The organism is Mesorhizobium sp. M5C.F.Cr.IN.023.01.1.1 (assembly GCF_003997585.1).
GTDB classification, from domain to species: Bacteria; Pseudomonadota; Alphaproteobacteria; order Rhizobiales; family Rhizobiaceae; genus Mesorhizobium; species Mesorhizobium wenxiniae.
The window spans coordinates 1-23,117 of sequence record NZ_RZSU01000040.1; the positions used below are offsets into that span (position 1 = coordinate 1).

At 62.4% G+C, this 23,117-nt stretch carries 27 protein-coding genes; 15 read left to right on the forward strand and 12 right to left on the reverse strand.

Features of this window, described 5'->3' with window-relative positions; genetic code table 11:
• Positions 1 to 59: 59 nt before the first annotated feature.
• The 4 genes from EOA78_RS17470 to EOA78_RS17485 all read right to left on the reverse strand — a co-directional run bounded on the left by EOA78_RS17470 (position 60) and on the right by EOA78_RS17485 (position 2,780).
• Positions 60 to 242, reverse strand: a complete 183-nt coding sequence (locus tag EOA78_RS17470; RefSeq protein ID WP_127316204.1) for a hypothetical protein — start codon at positions 240 to 242, stop codon at positions 60 to 62.
• Between the two features lie 158 nt (positions 243 to 400).
• On the reverse strand, positions 401 to 1,435 hold the full coding sequence (locus tag EOA78_RS17475) for a sensor histidine kinase (RefSeq protein WP_127316205.1): 1,035 nt from the start codon (positions 1,433 to 1,435) through the stop codon (positions 401 to 403).
• Between the two features lie 149 nt (positions 1,436 to 1,584).
• On the reverse strand, positions 1,585 to 1,752 hold the full coding sequence (locus EOA78_RS17480) for a DUF1328 domain-containing protein (protein ID WP_023797107.1): 168 nt from the start codon (positions 1,750 to 1,752) through the stop codon (positions 1,585 to 1,587).
• Between the two features lie 233 nt (positions 1,753 to 1,985).
• Positions 1,986 to 2,780, reverse strand: coding sequence for a response regulator (locus EOA78_RS17485; protein ID WP_127316206.1), 795 nt, complete (start codon positions 2,778 to 2,780; stop codon positions 1,986 to 1,988).
• Between the two features lie 236 nt (positions 2,781 to 3,016).
• Here EOA78_RS17485 and EOA78_RS17490 point away from each other — a divergent pair, with 236 nt between their 5' ends.
• On the forward strand, positions 3,017 to 3,211 hold the full coding sequence (locus EOA78_RS17490) for a NepR family anti-sigma factor (RefSeq protein ID WP_127316207.1): 195 nt from the start codon (positions 3,017 to 3,019) through the stop codon (positions 3,209 to 3,211).
• Between the two features lie 3 nt (positions 3,212 to 3,214).
• On the forward strand, positions 3,215 to 3,766 hold the full coding sequence (locus tag EOA78_RS17495; protein ID WP_029348707.1) for an RNA polymerase sigma factor: 552 nt from the start codon (positions 3,215 to 3,217) through the stop codon (positions 3,764 to 3,766).
• A gap of 10 nt (positions 3,767 to 3,776) precedes the next feature.
• Here the strand turns inward: EOA78_RS17495 and EOA78_RS17500 are convergent, their stop codons facing one another.
• Positions 3,777 to 4,157 carry a response regulator gene (locus EOA78_RS17500; protein ID WP_127316208.1) on the reverse strand — a complete coding sequence of 127 codons (381 nt, stop codon included), beginning with the start codon at positions 4,155 to 4,157 and terminating at the stop codon, positions 3,777 to 3,779.
• A gap of 187 nt (positions 4,158 to 4,344) precedes the next feature.
• Between EOA78_RS17500 and EOA78_RS17505 the strand changes: the two genes are divergently transcribed.
• The 3 genes from EOA78_RS17505 (at position 4,345) to EOA78_RS17515 (ending at position 6,035) form a co-directional block, all read left to right on the forward strand.
• Positions 4,345 to 5,106 (forward strand): Crp/Fnr family transcriptional regulator, encoded by a 762-nt coding sequence (locus EOA78_RS17505; protein ID WP_127316209.1) that lies wholly within the window; start codon positions 4,345 to 4,347, stop codon positions 5,104 to 5,106.
• Positions 5,107 to 5,232: 126 nt separating this feature from the next.
• Positions 5,233 to 5,559 (forward strand): DUF883 family protein, encoded by a 327-nt coding sequence (locus EOA78_RS17510; RefSeq protein WP_127316210.1) that lies wholly within the window; start codon positions 5,233 to 5,235, stop codon positions 5,557 to 5,559.
• 11 nt (positions 5,560 to 5,570) lie between these two features.
• Positions 5,571 to 6,035, forward strand: a complete 465-nt coding sequence (locus tag EOA78_RS17515) for a hypothetical protein (RefSeq protein ID WP_127316211.1) — start codon at positions 5,571 to 5,573, stop codon at positions 6,033 to 6,035.
• Between the two features lie 101 nt (positions 6,036 to 6,136).
• On the opposite strand, the gene EOA78_RS17520 is transcribed toward EOA78_RS17515, so the two are convergent.
• Positions 6,137 to 7,669 (reverse strand): HWE histidine kinase domain-containing protein, encoded by a 1,533-nt coding sequence (locus EOA78_RS17520; RefSeq protein WP_164783805.1) that lies wholly within the window; start codon positions 7,667 to 7,669, stop codon positions 6,137 to 6,139.
• A gap of 145 nt (positions 7,670 to 7,814) precedes the next feature.
• Between EOA78_RS17520 and EOA78_RS17525 the strand changes: the two genes are divergently transcribed.
• On the forward strand, positions 7,815 to 8,015 hold the full coding sequence (locus tag EOA78_RS17525) for a hypothetical protein (protein ID WP_127316213.1): 201 nt from the start codon (positions 7,815 to 7,817) through the stop codon (positions 8,013 to 8,015).
• A 29-nt stretch (positions 8,016 to 8,044) separates the two neighbouring features.
• Here EOA78_RS17525 and EOA78_RS17530 read toward each other — a convergent pair whose 3' ends face one another.
• Complete coding sequence (locus EOA78_RS17530; RefSeq protein WP_127316214.1) at positions 8,045 to 8,965, reverse strand: diacylglycerol kinase family protein; 921 nt, start codon at positions 8,963 to 8,965, stop codon at positions 8,045 to 8,047.
• A gap of 294 nt (positions 8,966 to 9,259) precedes the next feature.
• Between EOA78_RS17530 and EOA78_RS17535 the strand changes: the two genes are divergently transcribed.
• Positions 9,260 to 10,714 (forward strand): PRC-barrel domain-containing protein, encoded by a 1,455-nt coding sequence (locus EOA78_RS17535; RefSeq protein ID WP_127316215.1) that lies wholly within the window; start codon positions 9,260 to 9,262, stop codon positions 10,712 to 10,714.
• Positions 10,715 to 10,766: 52 nt separating this feature from the next.
• Here EOA78_RS17535 and EOA78_RS17540 read toward each other — a convergent pair whose 3' ends face one another.
• The gene (locus tag EOA78_RS17540; protein WP_127316216.1) at positions 10,767 to 12,344 is read right to left on the reverse strand and encodes an alkaline phosphatase family protein; all 1,578 of its coding nucleotides are present in this window, start codon (positions 12,342 to 12,344) and stop codon (positions 10,767 to 10,769) included.
• 216 nt (positions 12,345 to 12,560) lie between these two features.
• Between EOA78_RS17540 and EOA78_RS17545 the strand changes: the two genes are divergently transcribed.
• From EOA78_RS17545 to EOA78_RS17570, 6 genes are all read left to right on the forward strand, one after another.
• Entirely contained in the window at positions 12,561 to 13,493 is a 933-nt protein-coding gene (locus EOA78_RS17545; protein WP_127316217.1) for a VOC family protein, read from the forward strand.
• Between the two features lie 10 nt (positions 13,494 to 13,503).
• Complete coding sequence (locus EOA78_RS17550) at positions 13,504 to 14,127, forward strand: alpha/beta hydrolase (RefSeq protein ID WP_127316218.1); 624 nt, start codon at positions 13,504 to 13,506, stop codon at positions 14,125 to 14,127.
• Between the two features lie 3 nt (positions 14,128 to 14,130).
• Complete coding sequence (locus EOA78_RS17555) at positions 14,131 to 14,430, forward strand: GNAT family N-acetyltransferase (protein ID WP_029348700.1); 300 nt, start codon at positions 14,131 to 14,133, stop codon at positions 14,428 to 14,430.
• 173 nt (positions 14,431 to 14,603) lie between these two features.
• Positions 14,604 to 15,662 carry a dipeptidase gene (locus EOA78_RS17560; RefSeq protein ID WP_127316219.1) on the forward strand — a complete coding sequence of 353 codons (1,059 nt, stop codon included), beginning with the start codon at positions 14,604 to 14,606 and terminating at the stop codon, positions 15,660 to 15,662.
• Positions 15,663 to 15,798: 136 nt separating this feature from the next.
• Complete coding sequence (locus EOA78_RS17565) at positions 15,799 to 17,085, forward strand: flavin monoamine oxidase family protein (RefSeq protein ID WP_164783801.1); 1,287 nt, start codon at positions 15,799 to 15,801, stop codon at positions 17,083 to 17,085.
• 273 nt (positions 17,086 to 17,358) lie between these two features.
• The gene (locus EOA78_RS17570; protein ID WP_127316220.1) at positions 17,359 to 17,766 is read left to right on the forward strand and encodes a hypothetical protein; all 408 of its coding nucleotides are present in this window, start codon (positions 17,359 to 17,361) and stop codon (positions 17,764 to 17,766) included.
• A 134-nt stretch (positions 17,767 to 17,900) separates the two neighbouring features.
• Here EOA78_RS17570 and EOA78_RS17575 read toward each other — a convergent pair whose 3' ends face one another.
• Entirely contained in the window at positions 17,901 to 19,988 is a 2,088-nt protein-coding gene (locus EOA78_RS17575; protein WP_164783802.1) for a PAS domain S-box protein, read from the reverse strand.
• Between the two features lie 57 nt (positions 19,989 to 20,045).
• A complete protein-coding gene (locus tag EOA78_RS17580; RefSeq protein WP_206533457.1) occupies positions 20,046 to 20,825 on the reverse strand; it encodes a response regulator transcription factor in 780 nt (259 codons plus the stop codon).
• Between the two features lie 46 nt (positions 20,826 to 20,871).
• Here EOA78_RS17580 and EOA78_RS17585 point away from each other — a divergent pair, with 46 nt between their 5' ends.
• The gene (locus tag EOA78_RS17585) at positions 20,872 to 21,558 is read left to right on the forward strand and encodes a response regulator transcription factor (protein WP_065007437.1); all 687 of its coding nucleotides are present in this window, start codon (positions 20,872 to 20,874) and stop codon (positions 21,556 to 21,558) included.
• Between the two features lie 39 nt (positions 21,559 to 21,597).
• Here EOA78_RS17585 and EOA78_RS17590 read toward each other — a convergent pair whose 3' ends face one another.
• The gene (locus EOA78_RS17590; RefSeq protein ID WP_023797130.1) at positions 21,598 to 21,765 is read right to left on the reverse strand and encodes a hypothetical protein; all 168 of its coding nucleotides are present in this window, start codon (positions 21,763 to 21,765) and stop codon (positions 21,598 to 21,600) included.
• A 106-nt stretch (positions 21,766 to 21,871) separates the two neighbouring features.
• Positions 21,872 to 22,207, reverse strand: coding sequence for a hypothetical protein (locus EOA78_RS17595; protein ID WP_245477552.1), 336 nt, complete (start codon positions 22,205 to 22,207; stop codon positions 21,872 to 21,874).
• A 370-nt stretch (positions 22,208 to 22,577) separates the two neighbouring features.
• Here EOA78_RS17595 and EOA78_RS17600 point away from each other — a divergent pair, with 370 nt between their 5' ends.
• Complete coding sequence (locus EOA78_RS17600; protein ID WP_127316223.1) at positions 22,578 to 23,051, forward strand: L,D-transpeptidase; 474 nt, start codon at positions 22,578 to 22,580, stop codon at positions 23,049 to 23,051.
• Positions 23,052 to 23,117: the final 66 nt, after the last annotated feature.

The window sequence follows — 23,117 nt, forward strand, 5'->3', positions numbered from 1 at the left end:
TTGGAGAACAGGTCGACATGAGGCAAGCGCAAGCCGCCGGCCACTTTGGGTCCGACGCTCTAGATCAACTGGAACGCGGCGGCCAGGACGACCACCGCAGCCAGCCCGATTGCGGCGAGGCCGGGGGTCGGGTGGGAAGCACGGGGCGACGGCATCGCGGATGCTTCGAGATCCTGAAACCCGCCCATCGAAACGCGTGCGGCCTGTTCCAGCCTGTTGATGTCGGCAACCGTCAAAGCCATTCCTCCCGTACTGCGCAGCAGACTGCGATCGAAAACGTCATGCGGATCGGTGTCTGAACAGCTTAGGACTTTATGGTGAACAGGCGGTTAAGGCCGGCGCGGCCGGTATCGATCCCAGCCCTCTTGCCCCAGCCCTCTTTGGCTCGGCTGTTGTCCGGTCAATCCGTCTCGAAATTGCCGCGAGGAACGACAAGGCGATATTCGAGGCGGTCCCCGGTGATTTCAAGTGTCGCCGTACCGTTCAACGACGCAGGCACGACGCGCTCGAGTGCGACGCTGCCAAAACGCTTCTCGCTGGGCTGATTGTCATTGGCTCCGATGGCTTCGGCCCATGTCAGCGACAGTGCGGTCTCGCCAGCGGAAGCGGCCGTCAGATCGGCGGTCACCTCGACGAATCCGTCGGCTCGCGACAGAGCGCCGTAGCTGACCGAATTGACGGCAAGCTCGTGCATGGCCAAACCGATATGCAGGGCGGCATTGGGGTTGAGGTACGGATTTGCCCCCTGGAAACGCAAGCTGCGCACGGGGTCGGCTCCGTAGCGGCCGACCTGGCCGGACACCAGTTCGCGCAGTGCCGCTCCCCGCCAGTTGGACGAGGTCACCAAATCCTGGGATGAGGCAAGCGACTGCAACCGGCCGCGAAAGCGGGTCAGGAAATCACTGAGCGTGTCCGAATAACGGCTGGTCTGGGTGGCGATGCTCTGGATGATGGCCAAAAGGTTCTTCGAACGGTGGCTGACCTCGCGCAGCAGCGTCTTCAGGGTTTGCTCGCGACGTTTCTGCTCGGTCGTTTCGACCATGGTGGTGACGACGCCCTGCACCGCGCCGCCGTCGTCGTGATCAGCGTCTACCCATACTTGGAACCACCGAACGCCATCGTCGGCGGGAATGCTGAACTCAAGGTGTTCCGGATTGCCGGATGCAACGACATTGCGTTTGGCCGCACCGATGCGCTCCGCCTGCGCCAGCGGCAGGAGGCCGTTGCTGTCGGCCGTATCGGAAGCCCATGGCGGGCGCATGTTGCGCGCCCAGACGGTTTTCATCTCGCGATCCTGATAGAGAACCGAAATGCCGGCATTGTGCAGCGCATGGAGAAGGGCCCGGCCAAGCTGCATTCCACTCTCAGCGGACTGCAAGGCGACGATCTCATCGCTCCGTCCGCTGTGTTTCATATCTCCGGCTCTGGATTGCATGGTCACTTCACCCGCCCAATGCAGGCTGAACGGCTGACGGAAAAATGGGTTCCCAAAAGAGGTCCGCCGAGCGACGTCCCGTTAAGGACATCGCCCGGCGGTAGCTGGGAACCGCTTGAGGGGTGCGGTTCCCAGTGTTGGATCGCAGTTCACGACGCGCGTTTGAACAAGCCCGCAATAAGCGAGATGATCAGGAAAGCGAGAAAGATGAAAAACAATATCTGCGCTATACCTGCCGAGGTGCCGGCAATACCGCCGAAACCAAGAGCGCCTGCAATGATCGCGACCACAAGAAACACGAGCGCCCAATAAAGCATGATCCATCTCCTTCAAATGGTACGGCAAAAACGTCTTTCGCTGCCGTTTGTTCCACCTTTTCCCGAAAAAGACGATCCCTGGAAATCTTTCCGGCCCGAATTGAATCGTCATGAGCAGGGGAAGTTTGAGGCGCAAGTGACGTTTGCCAGCCGCAAGGGGCCGGCGTTATTCGATCAGTGGCAAACGGGCGACCCGTGGAAACGGGGCAGCGCGAGGCCGGGCCTGCCCGGTCCTATGCAGCGGCTTTCGCGTGCCGGTCGAAGAACAGCGCCTGGCTGATCAGGGCCTTGACCATATCCGGATTGAACGGCTTGGTGACGAGGAAGGCCGGCTCCGGCCGCTCGCCGGTCAGGAGGCGCTCGGGAAAGGCGGTGATGAAGATCACCGGCACCGGCGTGGACGACAGGATCTCGTTCACCGCTTCGATGCCCGAACTGCCGTCGGCAAGCTGGATGTCGGCCAGCACCATCTTCGGCCGCGTCTTTGTGAACATCGCCACCGCCTCGGCGTGGGTACGCGCAGTTCCGACGACGCGATGGCCCAGGCTTTCGACCATTTGTTCGATGTCCATGGCAATCAGCGGCTCGTCCTCGATGATCAGCACATCGGTTGCCACCTGGCGGGAAATCTCGTTGCTGGCCTCGGCGAGGAGTTCGGAGAATTCCTGATCGTCGACGTCGAGAATCTCCGCCGCCTCGCCTTCGCTGAAACCTTCCACGGCGACCAGCAGGAAGGCCTGCCGGGGACGGGGTGAGATCGCGTTCAGATTGGCGGCGGCGCGCTGTTCCCACGCCGACTGCGGGTGTTCTTGCGGAACGCGGATGGCGACCGAGGTGAACAGCCTGGCGAATACCTTGTAGAGCGCGATGCGGTCGTTCGACGCGTCCGGAAAGATGTCGACGTCGGCGATGATGGCTTCGAGCATCGCGGCGACCAGCGCGTCGCCACTCTCCTGCGATCCTGAAACGGCCCGCGAGAAGCGGCGCAGGAACGGCAGGTGCGGAGCGATGGTTGCGGACAGGCTCATGATGGACGTCTCCCTCTGACGTAATTGGATAGATTGCAGGCCAAGGTGATTACAAGCCCCGAAAATAAGCCCTGAAAACATAAACGCCGGCTTTCCGAAAAAGTTCCGACGGTTTGGAACTAATATAATGGGACGGCGTTTGAGGTCGGGACGGGCAACCAGACGAGGGGACCGCCTGCTTTGCGTCGTCTATTGAAGGGCGGCAGGGTACTGGGAACAAAGGGCGAAATGAAGAGATGACGAAAGATACCACGGCTGGCGCTGCAAACAGGCGCCGGGCAACTTCCGGCGACCCGCTCGGGCCAAACTCGGAAATCGGCCGCAAACTCAAACAATATTACGACGAGCTGGTCTCCGACAACGTGCCGGATCGCTTCGCCCAACTGCTCAGCCAATTGGAACGGGCCCAACCTGCACGGAAAAAGGACTAAGGCATGGCGGCCGTCTCCCAGAGCTTCAAGACGGATCTGCTCGGCTCGATTCCGAGCCTGCGGGCCTTTGCCGTGTCATTGACGCAAAACGCCGACAAGGCCGACGATCTGGTGCAGGAAACACTGGTGAAGGCCTGGGACAAGCATGAAAGCTTCGAGCCGGGCACCAATCTCAAGGCCTGGCTGTTCACCATCCTGCGCAACGAATTCTATTCGCAGATGCGCAAGCGCGGCCGCGAGGTGCAGGACAGCGACGGCATCATGACGGCCAGGCTAGCCGTCCATCCAGCCCAGCACGGCCAGCTCGACCTCAAGGACTTTCGTAGCGCGCTGGAGCAATTGCCCGAGGACCAGCGCGAAGCCATCATCCTCATCGGCGCGTCGGGCTTTTCCTACGAGGAGGCCGCCGAGATTTGCGGCTGCGCGGTCGGAACGATCAAGAGCCGCGTCAGCCGCGCCCGCACGCGGCTGCAGGAAATCCTGAAGATTTCCGGTGATGACGAGTTTGGCCCGGATGCGATATCGGCTCAGGTGACGGGGTCGAACGCCGCCTGAATACTGACCATCAAACAAGAGGTCCGCGCCCGCACGCAGCCGCCACCGCCTCCACGAGATCGTCTCCCGAATAGGGCTTGGTGATCAAGCTGACATCCGGAAAGGACGCCCTGATTTCGTCCATGTCGGAATAGCCCGAGGCGAAGACAAAAGGCACGCCCGATTCGCGCAGCCGCGAAGCGAAATCGAGTGTCGAAGTGCCGCCCAGCATGAGGTCGACGATAGCCGCGTCGAATCGCGAGGCAACGTTCTTCCGATCGATCTCAGCCAGATCGCGGGCGATGACCACGTCGCCAGCGCCATAGTCGCGGCAAAGCTGCTCGACATCCATGGCGATCAGGAATTCATCTTCCAGAACAAGAATCCGCAATCCGTCCAACAAGGGGGGCACGTGGCAATGTCTCCGTGGGGCGCAGGGAACAGAGGAATCATGATCCCTATTTAGCTTCCTGTCATTTAAAGTTATTTGGCATGCTGTCATTTAAAAAAGACATGCGTCGCAGATGGCGGAACCTCGATGCCTGCAGGGCGTTTGCTATCGCCTTCCGGAAGAGGGCCCGCCTCGAAGAGGGATTGAAATGTCTGGCCAGAACGGCCGTTCCTTGTCCGCCCGCCGGTATTCATGTGAAAACTGTCCACTGCGGCCGTTGCCGGCGTTCCGGGCCTTCGAGAAGCAGGAACTTGTCTTCGTCGACGCGCTCAAGAAAGGCGAACTGGCCTTCGACAAGGGGGCTACCGTTCTGGTGGAGGGAAGCCACAGCGACCATCTCTATACGGTGCTGTCGGGTTGGGCTTTTCGCTATAAATTGCTGTCGGATGGCCGCCGCCAGATTCTGAACTATTCCATGCCAGGCGATCTCATCGGTTTGCAAGGCAGCCTGATGGGCGAAATGCAGCACTCCGTAGAAGCGTTGTCGCCGATGCTGCTCTGCGTCTTCGAGCGGAAAGCCCTTCCCGAACTCTACCGCAGCCATCCGGGCCTCGCCTACGACATCACCTGGATCGCCTCGCGAGAGGAGCGCATGCTGGACGAGAACCTGCTCAGTATCGGCAGACGCACAGCGCTCGAGCGTGCAGCCTATCTCATCGCGTTCATCTCCAGTCGCGCCAGGGTGGTGGGGCTGAACGGCAGGACGCCCGTGCAGATTCCGATCACGCAGCAGCATCTCGCCGATACCCTCGGTCTGTCGCTGGTCCACACCAACAAGACGATCCGCAAGCTGATGGACCGCAAGCTTATCTTCTGGCGCGACGGCGGCTGCGAGGTGGTCGATAATGAAAGGCTCAAGGAACTCGCCCGGTGGGAAGGGTTGAGCGAAGATCGCCGACCGCTGATCTGAGCGGCTACGGGAGACGTGCCGGGCTGGACTCGCCTGCGGAAACACCCTTTCATGGGAGTTGTTCCGATTTCGGAACCTTGGGGTGGGTCGAACGTTTCGACCCGAGCAAACGCAAGGAGTTAAGTGATGGCGACTGCCGCAGGAAAGTCCCCGAACGAAAGCCGGACGAATTCGGACCTTGAAGACGACATCAGGCAGTTGAAAGCCGACATTCAAAAACTCACCGAACAGCTGGCCGAGACCGGCCAACATGGTTACGGGGCTGCTCGTCGCGTTGCTGCGGAAGGAGTCGAGCAATTGCGCGCCCAAGGCGAAGCAGCGCTTGAAAATATGCGCAGCAACGCCAGGGACCTCGAAGCGCAAGTGGTGGCCAGCGTGCGCGAAAAGCCGGTGACGTCGCTGGCAATCGCGGCAGGCGTCGGCTTTCTGTTCGCGCTTCTCGCGCGCCGCTAGCCTCTTCGCAGATGGGAATGCTGGCATCGTTGATCTCGGGCCTCGCCTCGGGTGAAGCCGTTGCAGCGGTGCGCCGCGCGCGCACGGCTGCAATCGTCTATGCGCTCGCAGCACTTGCAGCACTGTGTGGCGTCGGTTTCCTCGTCGGAGCGGCCTATGTCTGGGTGGCGGGTCGCTACGGGCCGATGGCAGCCTGCCTTGGTTTCGGGGTCGGCTTCCTGGTGATCGCAGGGCTTCTCCTGCTCTTCCATCAGCTGTCGGCCGGCGCGCGCGCCCGACGCCGGGCGCGGAGGCGCAATGCCGACATGAAGGCGGTCGGCATCACGGCCGCGCTCGCCGTGCTGCCGGCGCTACTCAAGGGGAAAGGCGGCCTGGGCACCATACTCGGCCCAGCGATTGCACTCGCCGCCTACGCCATCTACCGCGAGAACGTGAAGCCCGATGCCGACGATCCGGATGCCGGCGAAGCGAAATAGCTCGAAGCGATTCTTCTTGTTGTTTGACCACAATCTAATCCGAAAACCTGGCTTCACTTTTCGCTGACGCGGACCTTCGGTTCGGGATCATGGCCAGGCCGTCACTTCGGCAGATCCTCCAGCGGCATCGATATTTCGGCGAACACGCCTTCCGGCCGGAATTCGTGGATCACTTCGCTGGAGATGACCTTGGCCAGGCTGCGGCGGATCAGGATGGAGCCGAAGCCGTGGCGTTCGGGCGAGACAACTTCAGGCCCGCCGCTTTCGCGCCAGGTCAGCACCAGGCGCCGTGCGCCCTTTCGGCCCTGTGCCTGCCAGTCGAGATCGACCTTGCCCGAAGCCGCCGATAGCGCTCCGTATTGCAGCGCGTTGCTGGCCAGTTCATGCAGAATCAGGCCAAGCCCGACTGCCTGGTCGGGCGAAAGCAGCAGATCGGCGCCTGAGATGGTCATGCGCGGCTGTTCGGCGGTGTCGAACGGCTTGACCTCGATCTGCACGAGTTCGCGGATGCCAATGCCGCGCCACTCGCGGTCGGACAGCAGGCTGTGGGCGGCGCCCAGCGCCTGAAGCCTGGCGCTGAAGGCTTCAAGGAATTCGCTCGGCTGGCGCGCATGGCGAACTGTCTGCGTCGCCAGCGCCTGCACTGTCGCCAGCGTGTTCTTGACGCGATGGTTCAGCTCGCGCAGCAAGAGCCGTTGCCGCTCGTCGCCGAGCTTGCGTTCGGTGATGTCGTAATTGACGCCGAAGATCAGCGTCGGCTTGCCGTCGCCGTCGCGCTCGATGACACGGCCGCGCGTCGCGAGCCAGCGCGGCGGACTGAAGCCCTTGACGCGGTATTCGCCAAAATAATCGTCGCCGCCGGTCAGCGCGTCGCGAAAGCGTGTCTCGGTCTGATAGACATCACGCGGGTCGATGGCGGCAAGGATATCGCGCGCCCTCAGCCGGTTCGAGCGCGGCAGGCCGAACAGCTCGGACAACCGGACATCGCATTCGATCATATCGGTATGGATATCCCATGCCCAGCTCGCGAGCGCTGCGGCATCGAGCGCAATGCCGCGCCGCTTTTCCTCGCGCGCCAGCGCCGCAGCGATGCTGGCGCCGTTGCGGGTGGCGTCCTTCAATGCGAACAGGCTGGCAGCGAGGCTGGCGAGCGCCGTCAATTGTTCGAGCTGGGCGGCAGACGGCGCCGCGCGCGGCTTCCGGTCGAGCACGCAGAGCGTGCCGATCCGGGCGCCGGCCACCACAATGGCCACACCCGCATAGAAACGGACATGGTGCTGGCCAGTGACCAGCGGGCTGGCGTTGAAGCGTGAATCCGTGGTCGCATCGGTCACCACCATCGGCTGGTCGCCGGCGGCAATGGTATGGGCGCAGAAAGATGCATCTGTCGAGGCCTCGGTCTCATCCAGGCCGACACGGGACTTGAACCGTTGCCGCTCGACATCGACCAGCGTCACCAGCGCGATGGGCGCCAGCATCACCGCGGCGGCAAGACCGCTGATATGGTCGAAGTCACGATCGGCCGCCGTGTCGAGTGCGTCGAGACCGTGCAGTACTGCAAGCCGGTCCTGCTCCCTTACCACACTAAGGACGTCGATCGGCAGATTCGGCTTTTTCACTACCCTGCTATCCACAAGGCCCCCAAATGCATCGGCTTGCAGCCATTCGCGCCAGGCCAGTTGCCTGGCCCTGAAACCGGAACCTTCGCCTTGAGGAACCGTTACCCAACCACGTTTTACCAGCCGCGCCCGCCAGCGCCAATCGACATGGAGGCCGATCATGCCCAGGATCGTTCCTGAAGACAAAGCCCGCCAGGGACGCTGGGGGTGGCACACTTTCCGTATCTTGATCGCCGCGCTGCTTTTGGCGTTTATCGCCTGGGGCATCGCAGAGATTTACGGCAACATGATAGACAAGACGTCGACAACCGAACAGGGCGAGCTTCCCAGGGTCGAACAGGGCGAGAGTCCCCAAGGCTGAAGCTACCCGATCGACTGTGCCGGACTGCATCACGCTGCCTTCGCTTGGACAGCGCGCGCCGGGACAAGAACGTTCAGCGCGCCAGGATGAATTTCGATCGTCGTTTCGGGGTCAAGCGTGACCAGTTCGCCGTCCATGACGGCGCGGAATTTCTTGGCAGCCGAGTGCACTTTCAAAACGGCCCGGTCAGCCTGGTGGATTTCCACATGCTCACTGTCGCGCCATTTGCCGCGCGCCATGTCGAAGAGAACCCTGAGCAGCTCGCCACGCCGTTGCGCCACCGTGACATAGATGCCGAGCACGCCGCCGGCGGGATTGTCGGCATAGGGCAGGTGACCCTCACCGAACAGATTGTTGGTGATGCCGATGCCGGTGGTGCGCGTCACGATCTCGGCTTCGCCGATGGTCAGCGTCACCTTCATTGCCGACGGGTTGTTGATCGCCGCCCACGCAGCCTTGACTGAAGCCCGCATCTTTCCCAACCGCGAGCCAAACTCCATGGCCTGGCGAAGCTGAACCATCCTGGCATGCATGCCGATCGAGAACTGATGCACGAATGGCTTATTGTTGGCGGTTGCCATATCGACTGCGATCACCTCGCCGTCGGCAAGAGATTTCACGGCCGCGTCAAGGGTCTGTGGGATGCCGAGCCCGCGCGCGAACAGGTTCATCGTGCCAGCCGGTAAAATGGCAAGTGCTTTCTTCCTGCCCATCAACCGAGCAGCCGCGGCCGAAATGGTGCCGTCGCCGCCACCGGCCAGCACAATGTCGACGCTGTGCTTGGAAGCGATGCGGTCCAGCGTTGCGACGATGTCCTTGCCGGCAACGATGTCGATATCGATGGAGTGACCTGCTGCCTCCAACGTCTGGCGCATCCGGTCCGTGAAGGCGGAAAGATCGATCGTGCGCAGGGTGCCGCCCTCCTGGTTCAGCACCGCCGCAAATCGCATCCCCCCGCTCCGTTTTTTCTTGGCAACCATTGGATAATCATCGGCCAGGACAGACCCAGCCAAAGGCTGGAATCGGGTCGGCTGAAAAAAAGTTCCGCAGCTCTAACGAAAATACAGGAGCGAATCTCACCGGCCGAACGCATGATTGAGCGCGATTCGGGTGGTTTTTTCCCGACACTCGCCATGGTGTCGGAACAACGGCGCGGTCACGACGTTGTGAATATGTAACGCCGCGACCAATCTCCCACCCGGTGGCTTGTGGCGTGAACCGATAACGCACGAGGAGAGATTACGATGATCCGCACGCTCTTAACCACCACCGCACTCGCAGCGCTGCTTGCGACCGGTGCATATGCGCAGACGGCCACAACCCCGGCGCCGACGCAGGACCCGGCAGTCCAGGATACCGCTCCTGCGGCTCCCGTTGCGCGCGCCGAAGGCAGCCTGGTGACCAACATCATCGGGGAGACCGTCTATAACGGCACCGGCGACGATGCCGAGAACATCGGCAATGTCGACGACGTCGTCTTCGACGAAAACGGTCAGGCAAAATCCGTCATCATCGGCGTCGGTGGCTTTCTTGGCATTGGCGCCAAGAACGTGGCTTTCGACTACAACAAGCTGGAATGGGCCGAACGGAATGGCGACCGCTGGCTGATTGCCCAAACCACAAAGGATGAGTTGACGGCCCAGCCGGACTTCGATCGCAGGCCTTACGATCCGGTTCCTGCGGCCACCGACACCACGGCTACGGCTCCTCCAGCCCCTTCTGGCACGACCGATACCACTGCACAGAATGCTCCGGCGGCTCCGGTCGAACCGGTTCCGGCCGAACCCGTGAAGCGCGCCGATGGCAACCTTGCCACCAACATCATCGGTGAGACCGTCTATAACGGCACCGGCGACGACGCTCAAAACATCGGTGACGTGAACGACATCGTCCTGGCCAAGGATGGCAAGGCCGAGTCGCTGATCATTGGCGTCGGCGGATTCCTTGAGGTTGGCGAAAAGAATGTCGCCTACGAGTTCGATAAGGCCAAGTGGGCGGAAAGGGACGGCGATCGCTGGCTGGTGGCCGAGACCACGAAGGAAGACCTGGAGGCGTTGCCGGAGTTCAACCGCGAGCCCTATGATCCGGCCCCGGCGACAACCGCATCGACTGACGCGGCGGCGCCGGCGCCGGTGACTACCACCCCTGCTGTCACTCCAGCCCCGGCGGAGAAGACCGCGGAAGCTCCGGCGGCAACGCCTGACCCGGCTGCTCCGGCACCGGCGGACAAGACGGCGCAGGCCCCGGCAACAACGACTGACCCCGCTGCTCCAGCACCGGCGGACACGACAGCCGAGGCTCCGGCTGCAGCAACGCCTGACGCAACCCCCGACCAGACGCAGACCGCGGCGATCGACAAGTCGGCGCTGACCGAAATGCCGATCAACGAAATCCGGTCCGAAGATTTGGTTGGAACCACCGTCTACGGCGCCAATGATGTCAACGTCGGCGAGATTGGTGACGTCGTGCTGACGGGCGACAAGAAGGTCGACGCCGTCATCATCGACGTCGGCGGTTTCCTCGGTGTTGGCGAGAAGGAAGTCGCTGTCGGCATGGACAACCTTAAATTCATGACCGACAAGGATGGCAACCGCTATCTCTACACTAACTTCACCAAGGAGCAGCTCGAGGCGCAAGTCGCCTATGACAAGGGCACCTATACGCAAAAACGTGACGAACAGCGTATGATGATGCGCTAAGCCCCAGTGATTGACCCCGAAAGGCCCGCGCCGGCGACGGCGCGGGCCTTTTTTATGACTGGAAAGGCGGCAGGCGTGCGACGTGGCCGACAACGCCGTCGTCGGTCAGTTCGGCAAGCGCCAGCGACTGATCGAGATGTTCGGCCCGCCAGGCAAGCAGCCTTTCGGCAAGCTCCAGCCGGACCGGCAGATAGGCCGGATCGGCGGCGACATTGGTCAGTTCGTCTCGATCCTTCTCCAGGTCAAACAGCAGCGGCGGTAGGCCGCCGCCGAAATGTACATATTTGAATTGTTTCGTGCGGATGACGGCCAGATTGCACTGGCGCGGACCGATGCCGAAATGGCGCTCGGCATCACCGTCGGCAACCGAGCGGAAATCGAACTCCCAATGCGCAGCCTCGCGCCAGTTCCGCGGCTCCCCGGCATCCAGGAACGGCTTCAGCGATCGGCCGTCGAGATGCGGCGGGGTTTCCTCGCCAAGCAGAGCGAGCAATGTCGGCGCAATGTCCACCGCCTCAGTGAAGCGGTCGACGCTGGCGCCGGCCGCTTTGCGGCGACGCGGGTCGCGGACGATCAGCGGAATATGATAACTGCCGTCGAAAAAGCCGCCCTTGCCCAGCGTGTAATGGTCGCCCATCATCTCGGCATGGTCGGAGGTCAGCACGACGATGGTGTCATCCCATGCACCCGCCGCCTTGACCGCCTGCCAGATGCGGCCAAGCTGTGCGTCGACCTCCGAGATCATGCCGTAATAGAGTGCGCGGATGCGGCCAAAATTGTCATCGCCCCAGTCGCGCACCTTGCCCTCGGCGCCGGGGCGGAATTTCGAACGCTCCTGCAGGTCAAGATCATAGGCAAGGTAGGGGTGGCTTTCTGCCTCGGCCTGCCAGCGCACGGCGCGCTGGAAAGCCGGTCCCTCGGCAGGATCATACATCCTGTTGTAGGGCTCCGGCACGATGAAGGGCGGATGCGGGCTGAGGAAGGAAAGATGCGCGAACCACGGTGTATCGCGCTCTTGTTCGCCAAGCCAGCGGACGAACTCGCCGGCCAGGAAAGCAGCTGGGGTTTCGTCCTTCAAGTAGACGGGCGGCGCGTTGGTCACCTCGCTGTCGGTCGTGCCTCCAAGCTCGTCCGCTGGGCGATGGATGTCGGGAAAGCCGGCGCTGCTATCGATGCCGCGCGCCTGGAGCCACGACAGCCACGGTTTCTGGTGCTCCGGCAGGAGTTGGCGCACGGTGAAGCCGGGCAGCACGCCTTCGTAGCTTTTCAGCCGCGGGTCGCCCGGCGCCAGCGTGCGCGGATCGGGCGATACGTCGGTATAGCCGAACAGCGTCGGATCATAGCCGAGGCTACGCGCCGAGAGCGCGATGTTGCCGTGACGGGCGTCGAGCGGGGTGCCGTTGCGGCAAACTCGGTTGTTCATCTGGTAGAGGCCGGTGTAGAGGCAGGCGCGTGCCGGCGAGCAGGGCGCCGCGCCGCCATAATGCTGTCGAAACAGCACACCCTCGGCGGCCAGCGCGTCGGCATTCGGCGTCCGCACCACCTTGTGGCCTGCCGCCGACAGGCAGTCGCCGCGCCACTGATCGCAGGTGATCAGGAGAACATTCGGGCGTCTGTCTTTTCTGACCAATGCTGTATCCTTCATTGAAACGTGCCGCTCATGGAGCCGAATTTTTGTGGCGACGCAAGCCTGAGGTATTCGCCAAATCGTAAACAAAAGCCGCCTTATTGTTCACTCATAGAGCACAGTCCATCTGTGTTTGCGGCCTTTGCCGCCGGCTGGCCGGTTCTCATATTGGCGTGGACCGCGGCATGGGCCGCACAGGACAAGGAAAGGGGCAGAAAAATGCTCGACCAGATCAAAGGCCTGCATCACGTCACTTCGATGGCCAGGGATGCGCGCCAGAACAATGAGTTCTTCACCAAAAAGCTCGGCCTGCGCCGGGTCAAGAAAACCGTCAATTTCGACGCGCCGGATGTCTACCATCTCTATTATGCCGACGAGCTCGGCACGCCCGGTTCGGTGATGACCTATTTTCCGTTCCCCAATATCGGCAAGGGCCGCCACGGCGTTGGCGAGGTCGGCACCACGGTCTATTCGGTGCCCGAAGGCACGCTTGCCTATTGGGAAAAGCGTTTTGCCGATGAGGGCGTCGCCGGGCTGTCGCGCGAAGAGAGCTTCGGTGAGAAGCGCCTTGGCTTCGCCGGTCCCGACGGTGACGGGTTTGCGCTGGTCGAGAACAAGGCCGACACCCGTACGCCGTGGGCGAAGGGCGATGTTCCCTCCGACGAGGCGATCCGCGGCTTTCACTCGGTGTCGCTTAGGCTAAAGGATGGCGGCGCCACCGAAGAGCTGCTGAAATTGATGGGCTATGAAGAAGTCGACACGTCCGGCCCTGTAAAAAGGCTGGCGGTGAAGAACGGCAACGGCGCCAATATCGTCGATATCGAATCGCTGCCGGGCGCCGCTTTTGCCGATCTCGGCGCCGGCTCCGTTCACCACGTCGCCTTCGCTGTCGAAAACCGCGCAAAGCAACTCGAAGTGCGCAAGGCGCTGATGGACACCGGCTATCAGGTGACGCCGGTGATCGATCGTGACTATTTCTGGGCGATCTATTTCCGCACGCCGGGCGGCGTGCTGTTCGAAGTCGCCACCAACGAGCCCGGCTTCGACCGCGACGAGGACACCGCCCATCTCGGCGAGGCGCTGAAGCTGCCGTCGCAGCACCAGCATCTGAGGCCCTATCTCGAGCAACATTTGCAGAAGCTGGAAGACTGAGGACAAGGTCATGAGCAAGGACGCTTACATCTACAAAGCACTGCCCGGTTCGCCGGGCGACGCGTTGCTCTTCGTCTTCCACGGCACCGGGGCCGACGAGACTCAGCTTTTGTCGCTTGGGCGCGATCTCGCGCCGCAGGCGACTATCGTCTCGCCGCGCGGCGATGTCTCGGAACACGGTGCCGCGCGCTTTTTCCGCCGCACCGGCGAGGGCGTCTACGACATGGGCGACCTGGCGCGGGCGACGGACAAGATGGTTGGTTTCGTGAAGGCGCATGTCGAGGCGGCAAAACCCTCGTCGGTGCTTGGCCTCGGCTATTCCAACGGCGCCAACATCCTGGCCTCGGTGGTGTTCGCGGCGCCCTCTCTATTCGACGCGGCGGTGCTGATGCATCCGCTGATCCCGTTCGAACCGGAGATCGAGGGAAGTCTCGCCGGCCGTCGCATCCTGGTCACAGCAGGCAGGCGCGATCCGATATGTCCGCCCAACCTGACGTCGCGGCTGGAGGCCTATTTGCGCGCCGATGGCGCCGATGTCACAGTGGAGTGGCACGACGGCGGCCATGAGGTGCAGTCGAACGAGATCGAGGCGGCGCGGCGGTTCCTGTCCGCTACGCCGGCAGAAGGAGCGTAAGCAATGCTTGACCAATTGCCGGAGATCGAACTGGAGGATCGCGGTTCCAAAGGCCGTTACCTCTTGCGCGGGCCTGATGGCGCCGAGGCGGAGATGACCTTCACCAAGATCGGCGAGCACCAGATCATCATCGACCACACCGAGGTGCCGGATGCGTTTCGCGGCCAGGGCGCCGGGCTTCGCCTCGTCACCCGAGCCGTCGAGGACGCGCGCGCGGCGGGCAAGAAGATCATCCCGCTTTGTCCGTTCGCCAACGCCCAGTTCCATCGTCACAAGGAATGGGCCGACGTGCTGAAACAGTAGGTTCGGCTCAATTCGGCCACCTAAGCGCGCGGGATGACTGTGGAAGAGCGGGCGGCCAGAAGGGGATAACGTCTCTGGCATTTGCGCAGTTCGTACATCTTGCCTAATTAGGCGTATCGCCTGCAGACTGGCTGCGACTGAGGCCCGCCCCCCTGAAACCGAATGGCTCCCTGATGACTGAATCCGACCTCGTCCCCGTCTTCGACGGCCACAACGATACGTTGCTCAGGCTCTATCAGTCGAAGGACGCGGATGTTGAGAAGCTGTTCATCGAGGGAACGCAGGGTGGCCACATCGACCTGCCGCGCGCGAAAAAGGGCGGCTTTGTCGGCGGCATGTTCGCGATCTTTCCGCCGCCGATCGAGAAGTCCAAGCGCAGTGCGGTTCCACCTGCGCCGAGCGATACCGAGCCCTTGCCGCCCGAAATTTCGCGCGCCGACGCGCTCGCTTCCACCATCGCCATGGCCTCGATCCTGTTCAGGCTGGAACGAGCGTCGGCACTCACCGTCTGCCGCAGCGCCGGCGCCGTGCGAAATGCGATGGCGCAAGGGTCGATCGCGGCGGTGTTCCATATTGAAGGCGTCGAGGCGATCGACCCCGAACTGACGATGCTCGACGTGTTGCATGCGGCCGGCCTGCGCTCGCTCGGCGTCGTCTGGAGCCGCCCGAACGCTTTCGGCCATGGCGTGCCATTCCGTTTCCCGTCGACGCCCGACACCGGACCTGGCCTGACCGATGCCGGCAAGGGACTGGTCAAGGCCTGCAACCAGCTCGGCATCATGGTCGATCTTTCGCATCTCAAAGAAAAGGGGTTTCGCGACGTCGCCGGGATCAGCGACGCCCCGCTGGTCGCGACCCACTCGAACGTCCATGCGATCTGCGGCCATTCCCGCAACCTCACGGACTGGCAGCTCGGCGCGATCCGCGAGTCGGGTGGCATGGTCGGCCTGAATTTCGCGACCGGATTTTTGCGCGAAGACGGCCGGATGAATGCTGATACCAGTGTCGACATCATGGTGCGCCATGTCGATTCGCTGCTGCAGGCGCTGGGCGAGAACGGCGTCGGCCTCGGGTCCGATTTCGACGGCGCCATGATCCCGGCTGTTATCGGCGACGTTACCGGCCTGCCGAAGCTGCTCGATGCGTTCGCGGCGCGCGGCTTCGGTCGCGCGCTGATCGAGAAGATCGCCTATCGCAACTGGATCAACATGCTGGAAAAAACCATCGGGTAAAGCGTGTCGCCCGGCAGAGTAGCCAGCGACCTGCAATATATCGATCGAGCGGGGTTTTGATGATCTCGACAAAATCGTTGTTTCCGGAGCTCAAGCCGCGGATGATTGCGGAGTTCGAGAACTTCTGGGCCGGCTCTTGAAGCGCCAGACCGTACGAACCGATGTCGCCATCGCCGGCGCCGGCTTTACCGGCCTGTCAGCCGCGCATGAATTGAACAAGGCCGGCATTGATTTTGTGCTGCTCGAGGCGCGCGGCCGCGTCGGCGGGCGGGTCGAGTCCAAGTGGAATGGGCTTGGCGAGCTGATCGACAGCGGCGGTCAGTTCCTGTGCGAGGACATGCCGGAACTGATGGCCCTGGTGCGAACGCGCGGTAAGACGTTGGTCGAGACCTATGTTAAGGGCGAAGTCATTGCCCAGCCGCTGACGGGCGAAAAGGAAGCCGAGCGAATCTACTACGCCTCGATGGCGATCCGCGACCGTATGAACGCGATTGCACCGGGCGATCCGACGATTGCCGGCTTGACCGTCGCCGCATGGCTCGATCGCCAGAACGATCCCGGTGAGGTCAAGGCGGCTTTTCGCTCGATGATCGAGGGCCTGTGGTGCCAGGCGCTCGAAAAACTGCCGCTTTGGCACCTCATCGACAATGACCGCCGTATCACCAATGAGGTGTCGGAGCTGCAGTATTTCGTGCACGAAACCATGCAGTCTCTGGCGGATGATCTGGCTGAGGATCTCGGCGACCGCCTGCGATTGAACACGCCGGTCAGAACGATCGAGCGCAGACTGGGAGGAATTCGTCTCGCGTCGACGACGGGCTCGATCACGGCGCGAATGGCGCTAATCGCCATGCCGCCGATGATGGCTTCGAAGCTGGATTTCGCACCGGCGCTGCCGGTTGCCTTGGAAAAGGCCCTCGGTGTCTGGCAAAGCGGCGCGGTGATCAAAATGCAGGTGCGCTACCCCACAGCCTTTTGGCGCGCCAAGGGCTTGAGCGGCATGGTGATGTGGCGCGATCCGCCGGCACTTTTTGCCTGTGACGTCAGCAAGGATGGCGGCCACCCTGCGTTGGTCGTCTTCATGGGCGGGCCGCTTGCCCTACGCTGGCGGGAATTGGGAGATGCCGCGTTGCGCGCGGAGGTTACGGCGCGGCTCAAGGAGGCGCTCGGCACGGACGCAGGCAGCTTCACCGATTTCAGCTGTCGCGACTGGACCGATGATCGCTGGAGCGGCGGCGGCTACAGCGATCTCATCATCGATACGAGTGCCACCGATGCCGAACAAACCATCCTGGCCGGCGCGCCGCCAGTGTATTTCGCATCCTCGGAATTGTCGCCGTCATTTCCGGGCTATGCCGAAGGCGCAATCGTGGCTGGGCGCATTGCTGCACAGAAAATCCTCTCGGAATTTAATCCGCAATAGTCACAAGCGCCTCATGGTCGCAGGTGAGGCGTCAAGCTGGCGACCGGACGTCGCCGGGCCACAGCGGCGGCGTGATTTGATCCTGTGAACATGCGACTGCATGAAACAGTTCGGCAAAGAACTCTCGCGCCCTCGCAGACCGAATATGCCCGGTACTGCCCGGAATCCGGTTTCAAATCTGTTACACGGTCAGTTTGCGTGCGTCGTTCGTTCGTTACCGGGTGCGGCTAAGTTCGTTTCAGCAGAAAAAGAAAATCAATGAAGGGTATGGCGATGCATACGAAAATCCAGACTGCCTACGATGACCGCCCGCAGGCGCCGGAGCGCAACGATCGGCGGCCGAAGCTGGCGCTGCGCCGGCGCGCCAACGACCATCCGATGGCGCTGTTCGTGGTGCTGGGCGCCGCCGCATTCGTCGGCATGGCGTTCGTGCCGACGGTTGGACCGGCCTTTGCTTCACTGAACCCGCCGGCAAATATCGTTGACGGCGCGCCGACCACGACAAAGACCGCGCGCCTGCCGATGCCGGAGATCGATTTTGTCTGCAAGGGGCAAGCCTGGGGCGCCGAAAGTGCGGACTGCCTGCGCGTCATCGCCGAGCAGTCCGGCATCCACAAGGCTCGCGCGGTCCGCGTGATCGCCAATGCCCCGCCGCTGACCGATACGCCGAACGTTTTTTGATGCCCCCCGAGCGACCCTCCAGCGCTCCCGGCAGGCTCCCGCCGCATCGTCGGCCGGGAGTCTTTTTCTCTGGCCTCTAACCCTTCCTTTGAGCGTCGGATTCTTAAAAAGCCGATTTCCACCAGTCCGAAGTTCTAGCTGCCCAATGCCGCCTGCTCGGCGATGGCCGACAGCACGCCGCGCACGTCCAGCGTGCTGAACGGCTTTTCCAGGATCTGCGGACGCTGCGGCGCGGGCAATGCTTCGATTTCGGCCTTTGCGCCGATCAGGTCGCCGGTGACCAGAACGAAGCGCCGCGCCAGATCGGGCTTTTCGGCGAGCAGTTCGCGATAGATTGATATGCCGCTGGTGCCGGGCATGCGCAGATCGGAAAAGACGATGTCCGGCGGCATGTGGCCGGTCAAGGTCGCGGCGGCCGATGCCCAGGCCGGCACGATCCGCGACTTGATGCCCATCAACTCCAGAATATCGGACAGCGACGCGGCGACATCCGGCTCGTCGTCGATGATCAGCGCGTGACGCAATCCGCTCGAGCGCGACGGGGTTTCGCCGGAGGCGGCCGCGCCGGCGGAGATCGCCGGCAACTGGACGACGAAACGGGCGCCCCTCGGCAGAACTTCCTCGAACCAGACATTGCCATTGTGCCGTTCGATGATCGATTTGGAGATTGACAGGCCGATGCCGGTGCCGACGCCGACAGGCTTGGTGGTGAAATAGGATTCGAAGATGCGAGAGCGAATCGCTTCCGGCACGCCCAGCCCGTTGTCCTCAACTGAGAAACAGGGATTGCCGCGATCGCTGCGAAACGTGCGAACCTTGATCAGCCGGTCGCCGCCGATGCCGGCCAGAGCGTGCTGGCTGTTGATGAGGAAGTTGGCGGCCACTTGCGTCACATGGTCGGCGTCGGCCATGGCCAGCAGCGGGCCGCTGGCGAAATCGGTATCGATAATGATGCCGGTCGACCTGGCGCCGTAGGCAGTCACTTCGAGTGCCGCGCGGACCACCTGGTTGAGGTCCGTCTCGGCCTGCGCCGCCGGGTGCAGGCGGACCATTGAGAGGAAGCTCTTGACGATGCGGCCGCAACGCTCGGCGGCGGCGCGCACCTTTTCGGCGCGCACCTTGGTCTGCGGGTCTGAAGCGAACTCGTGCAATAGCGTCGATTGTGCGACGACTACGGCAAGCGGGTTGTTGAGCTCGTGTGACACGCCGGCAAGCAGCGAGCCCATCGCCGCCATCTTCTCGTTCTGGTGCAGCTTTTCGCGCTGGCGGCCGATCTCCTCTTCGGCGCGCAATTTGTCGCGAAGGTCGCGGATCGAGCCGAAGATCAGGCGGCGGTCGGCGACTCGCATCTCGGTCGCCGTCAGTTCGATCGGAAAGACCTCGCCGGCCGCATTCTGGGTGACGGTCTCGATCCGCTGGCCGACCATCGGCGCGCCGCGGCCCGACATGTATTCGGCGCCCGACACATAGCCCTTGCGATAATATTCCGGAACGACGGTGTCGAGCAGGTCCTTGCCGAGGATGTCACTGCGCTGATAGCCGAACATCTTTTCGGCGGCAGGATTGAACTCGATGATCGAACCGGTCTCGTCGATGACGATGATGGCGTCTAGCGAGGCCTGCAACATGGTGCGGCGGATGACTTCGCTGGCATGGGCATCGGAAAGCGATCGTTCGATGGCGTCGCCGATGGCCAATGCCACGATGTGCAGCGTTGCCTCTTCCTCGTTGGTCCATTCGCGCTCGTTCACGCAGTCGTTGACCGCCAGCGTGCCCCACAGATGGCCATGCGCAAAGACCGACACCGACAGGAACGACTTGATGTGCTGCTTTTCGAAGTCGGTTCTCAGAAAGCCTTCAACGTCGCGCGTGTGTCCCGCGAAGATCTTGCCTTGCCGCTCGTCCTCCGCCAACCGTTCCAGCAGTGGGTCCGAATTGACAACCGACTGCATGATTACCGTTGGCGACGCCAGTTCGCCACCAAATCGGGGGTTGATCCAGTAAGCCGCGACCGACTGGGCAAAGCCCTGGCCGGGCAGCTCGCGCAGCCGAAACAGGATGCCGCGCTGGCAATCCATGGCTCCGCAGAGCGTTTCAAGGATGCTGTCCATCTCGCGCTGCCAGTCGCCGGCTTCGCGAAGCCGGCGAACGACATGGACAGCCGCCATCGCCGCGCCTTGCCTGACGCCGTGCATATCGCTGCGTGCTGCTTCAGCCGTCATGGTCAGCCGTCATTTCACAGTCGTGCCACCGAGAGTGGTTACCGGTGGTCGCGCCGCTCAGTTGCTTTCGCCGGTCGGCAGCGAGAAGATATAGCCTTCGCCGCGGACTGTGCGCAGGTATTTCGGATTGGCCGGGTCCGCCTCGATCTTCTTTCTCAGCCGCATGATGCGGATATCGACCGCGCGCGACGATTCAGGATCTTCCGCGAAGCCGATCGCCTCGGAGATCGCCGCACGCGTCAGCAAACGGTTGGCACGCGTCAGGAAGACCTCCAGCACGTCAAACTCGCTCTTGGCCATGTCGATGACTGTCCCATTGGTGCCGGTGACGAACCGGCCGTCGAGATCGGCATGGAAAGGGCCGAAGCTCATGAAACGGCGGTTGGCAGTTGTTTCGGCCTTGGCGCCCTGTGGTTCGGCCGGCTGCGGCACGCGGCGCAGCACGCTGCGGACCCTCGCCAGCACCTCGCGCAATTCGTAAGGCTTGACGATGTAGTCGTCGGCGCCCAGTTCCAGCCCGACGATGCGGTCGAGCGCGGTGCCGGCGGCAGTGGCGTAGATGATGCCGATAGGCATTTTCGAGCGCAGCCAGCGGCCGAGCGACAGGCCGTCCTCGCCTGGCATGGCGATGTCGAGGATGGCCAAGTGAAACGACTGCGTTTCCAGCAAGGTTCGCGCGGCGCTGGCACTCTCGGCCGTCGCGACATCGTAGCCGCTGGCGCCGAGATACTCGGCGACCGCGTCCCTCAGATCCGGTTCGTCCTCGACGATAACAATTCGCGCCCGCACTATGCTCTCGCTCCCGCTTTCAGCGGAAAGTAGATTGGGTATAAACATCATGTCCAGCACTCATCTTGGGTTGCCGGTTGCAGGGTGGAAAAAAATGGCTGCACGATCCGTCATCGCGCTGGTTTCCGTCGCCGAAGTGGTCGCGACCGATCTCGCCGACCATCTCGAACGGCGTGGTCATGACGTGCGCGCGGTGCGGCAGCCGTGGGAGGCCGAATCCTTGCTTTCCGGAAAGGGCATCGATGTCGTCGTCGTCGGCGACAGCCTCAGCCAGGCGGAAGGGCGTGATCTGCTCAGGCGCCATGGCGGCGAGGGCGGGCCGGATTTCATCCTGATCTGCCGGCCGGCCGATCTCGTCGACAAGGTGCTGGCGCTCGAACTCGGCGCCGCCGACGTCGTCGAGAGCCCGCTCAATGTCAGGGAACTCGCCGCTCGTATCGGCGGCTTGCTGGCACGGCGCGGCAGGAACGCCGGGGAATTGGTCGTGCTGGAGAACGCGACGGTCGACCTCCGGTCGGCCATGGTCATGCATCGCTCCGGCACGGAAGAACAATTGTCGCCGGGTCAGGTGGCGCTGCTCAGATTGTTCCTGGCCAGTCCGCGCAAGGTCTTGACGCGCGACGACATCATTGCCGCCGCGCCCGCCGAAAATGCCGATGCCTTCGATCGCTCGATCGATTCGCGCATCGTGCGGCTGCGCCGCAAGCTCGACACCGAGACCATCACCACCATAAGGGGTGCGGGCTACCGGTTCGATCCGCCGACGCAGTTCGCCGACTGAGGCCGGGCCTCTCACCGTATTGCCCACAGGTCCAGGCGCTCAGCGGACCACAAGAAGCGACGGACCTGACGGCATTTCGCTGGCCGCGACGAATTCGCTTGCATGGGCACGATCCCTAAGAAGCACGGTGGCGAGGCCGGCAAAGCCGAGCAGGCCCTGTGCGTAGAGCAGTGCGGAAAGCACCGAAGCTGCAAATTTCGTGTTCATCGTATCCGTTCCCCAAATTCAGACCTGCTGCGTATGGCCTGTTTTCGGGCACACTCTCTTCCGGAAACCAGCACCACTTGTCGCGATGCGGTCTTTCGGCTCGGGATCATGTCTTCAGGGAAACCCCCGAAGCGCCCGCGCCGCCAGCGGAGCCCCCCGTCGCGGCGCGGGCCTTCGGTCCTCTCGGCTGCAAGTTGCCGGAGGGGCCGCGCATCTTCTTCAGCCCAAAACCGACCCGCCAGAGGGCCTTGAGCCGGTTGATGCGCAGACTGGACACGATCCAGACCGTGGCGAAAAACAGTGCGGCATGCAGCGTCGAAACTTCGCTTGAAGTCATCCCCGCAAGCTTCGTCGTCGGGCTGCCGGCGAAGGTGCCGACGCCGCCGATCATCGGTGCGGCTGTGCTTATCCTGAAGAGCCAGGAGATCGCGTTCGATTGCATGTTCATCTTCGTTTGTTCGGCTGTTTTCGTTGGGTCAACTCTGCGGGTGGCCTGTATCCAGATCATGCCGCTAGCGTCCGCGCTTTGTTGCAGATTGGTTTCGAGCCAAGTCGAATTTCTTTCATATGAGGGAAGACCGCACTTTCACTTGGAGAAGACAATACCTTTTTGCGGGCCCGGGCTCAAGCGGCCGAGGCTTTATGTCATTGGGTTCACCCCTACAAATCCCTCGGATCGGCTTTGGGCTGTTAACCATGGGAAACACATTCGAAACAGAAACGCCTGCCGTGCGAAATCAATTCGAAACGTCACCCAACGATAAGCCAGTCGTCGAATTGGAGCCGGCCATGTCCGGCAGATGGGGGACATCATGTACACTGCCATTTCTGCCAAGCTCATCAACATCGCTGCCGCCGCCCTCACGGGTGCGGTTCTTCTGTTCGGCCCCGATAATGGCGTCGCCCATGCTGCCAATCGGGCCGCCAATCAGATCGTGGCGCGGATTTCGCTTTCGCAGCAGACGATGCAAGTCCTGGTCGACGGGCGGCCGACCTTCGCGTGGAAAGTCTCGACCGGCGCAAAGGGGCATGTCACCCCGACCGGCTCGTTCAAGCCGACCCGCATGCACCAAATGTGGTATTCGAGGAAATATGACAACGCGCCGATGCCGCATTCGGTCTTCTTCAAGGGTGGCTACGCCGTGCATGCGACCAATTTCGTCAAGCGCCTCGGCCAGCCGGCCTCGCATGGCTGCGTGCGGCTGCATCCGGTCGACGCCGCCGATTTCTACCAGCTTGTCGAGACTTTCGGTCCGGCCAACACCAGGATCGTCATCGTCAAATAGGTAAGCAAAGTCGATCCGCCTGCCGGGTGAAACAGGTTCCGGGTCGGACATCACTGCCCAAGAAAA

Excerpts from the sequence above, each read along its gene's own strand:
- EOA78_RS17470 (WP_127316204.1), bottom strand. The coding sequence starts at position 242 with ATGGCTTTGACGGTTGCCGACATCAACAGGCTGGAACAGGCCGCACGC.
- EOA78_RS17475 (WP_127316205.1), bottom strand. The coding sequence starts at position 1,435 with ATGCAATCCAGAGCCGGAGATATGAAACACAGCGGACGGAGCGATGAG.
- EOA78_RS17480 (WP_023797107.1), bottom strand. The coding sequence starts at position 1,752 with ATGCTTTATTGGGCGCTCGTGTTTCTTGTGGTCGCGATCATTGCAGGC.
- EOA78_RS17485 (WP_127316206.1), bottom strand. The coding sequence starts at position 2,780 with ATGAGCCTGTCCGCAACCATCGCTCCGCACCTGCCGTTCCTGCGCCGC.
- EOA78_RS17490 (WP_127316207.1), top strand. The coding sequence starts at position 3,017 with ATGACGAAAGATACCACGGCTGGCGCTGCAAACAGGCGCCGGGCAACT.
- EOA78_RS17495 (WP_029348707.1), top strand. The coding sequence starts at position 3,215 with ATGGCGGCCGTCTCCCAGAGCTTCAAGACGGATCTGCTCGGCTCGATT.
- EOA78_RS17505 (WP_127316209.1), top strand. The coding sequence starts at position 4,345 with ATGTCTGGCCAGAACGGCCGTTCCTTGTCCGCCCGCCGGTATTCATGT.
- EOA78_RS17510 (WP_127316210.1), top strand. The coding sequence starts at position 5,233 with ATGGCGACTGCCGCAGGAAAGTCCCCGAACGAAAGCCGGACGAATTCG.
- EOA78_RS17515 (WP_127316211.1), top strand. The coding sequence starts at position 5,571 with ATGGGAATGCTGGCATCGTTGATCTCGGGCCTCGCCTCGGGTGAAGCC.
- EOA78_RS17525 (WP_127316213.1), top strand. The coding sequence starts at position 7,815 with ATGCCCAGGATCGTTCCTGAAGACAAAGCCCGCCAGGGACGCTGGGGG.
- EOA78_RS17530 (WP_127316214.1), bottom strand. The coding sequence starts at position 8,965 with ATGCGATTTGCGGCGGTGCTGAACCAGGAGGGCGGCACCCTGCGCACG.
- EOA78_RS17535 (WP_127316215.1), top strand. The coding sequence starts at position 9,260 with ATGATCCGCACGCTCTTAACCACCACCGCACTCGCAGCGCTGCTTGCG.
- EOA78_RS17545 (WP_127316217.1), top strand. The coding sequence starts at position 12,561 with ATGCTCGACCAGATCAAAGGCCTGCATCACGTCACTTCGATGGCCAGG.
- EOA78_RS17550 (WP_127316218.1), top strand. The coding sequence starts at position 13,504 with ATGAGCAAGGACGCTTACATCTACAAAGCACTGCCCGGTTCGCCGGGC.
- EOA78_RS17555 (WP_029348700.1), top strand. The coding sequence starts at position 14,131 with ATGCTTGACCAATTGCCGGAGATCGAACTGGAGGATCGCGGTTCCAAA.
- EOA78_RS17560 (WP_127316219.1), top strand. The coding sequence starts at position 14,604 with ATGACTGAATCCGACCTCGTCCCCGTCTTCGACGGCCACAACGATACG.
- EOA78_RS17570 (WP_127316220.1), top strand. The coding sequence starts at position 17,359 with ATGCATACGAAAATCCAGACTGCCTACGATGACCGCCCGCAGGCGCCG.
- EOA78_RS17575 (WP_164783802.1), bottom strand. The coding sequence starts at position 19,988 with ATGACGGCTGAAGCAGCACGCAGCGATATGCACGGCGTCAGGCAAGGC.
- EOA78_RS17580 (WP_206533457.1), bottom strand. The coding sequence starts at position 20,825 with ATGTTTATACCCAATCTACTTTCCGCTGAAAGCGGGAGCGAGAGCATA.
- EOA78_RS17585 (WP_065007437.1), top strand. The coding sequence starts at position 20,872 with ATGGCTGCACGATCCGTCATCGCGCTGGTTTCCGTCGCCGAAGTGGTC.
- EOA78_RS17590 (WP_023797130.1), bottom strand. The coding sequence starts at position 21,765 with ATGAACACGAAATTTGCAGCTTCGGTGCTTTCCGCACTGCTCTACGCA.
- EOA78_RS17595 (WP_245477552.1), bottom strand. The coding sequence starts at position 22,207 with ATGCAATCGAACGCGATCTCCTGGCTCTTCAGGATAAGCACAGCCGCA.
- EOA78_RS17600 (WP_127316223.1), top strand. The coding sequence starts at position 22,578 with ATGTACACTGCCATTTCTGCCAAGCTCATCAACATCGCTGCCGCCGCC.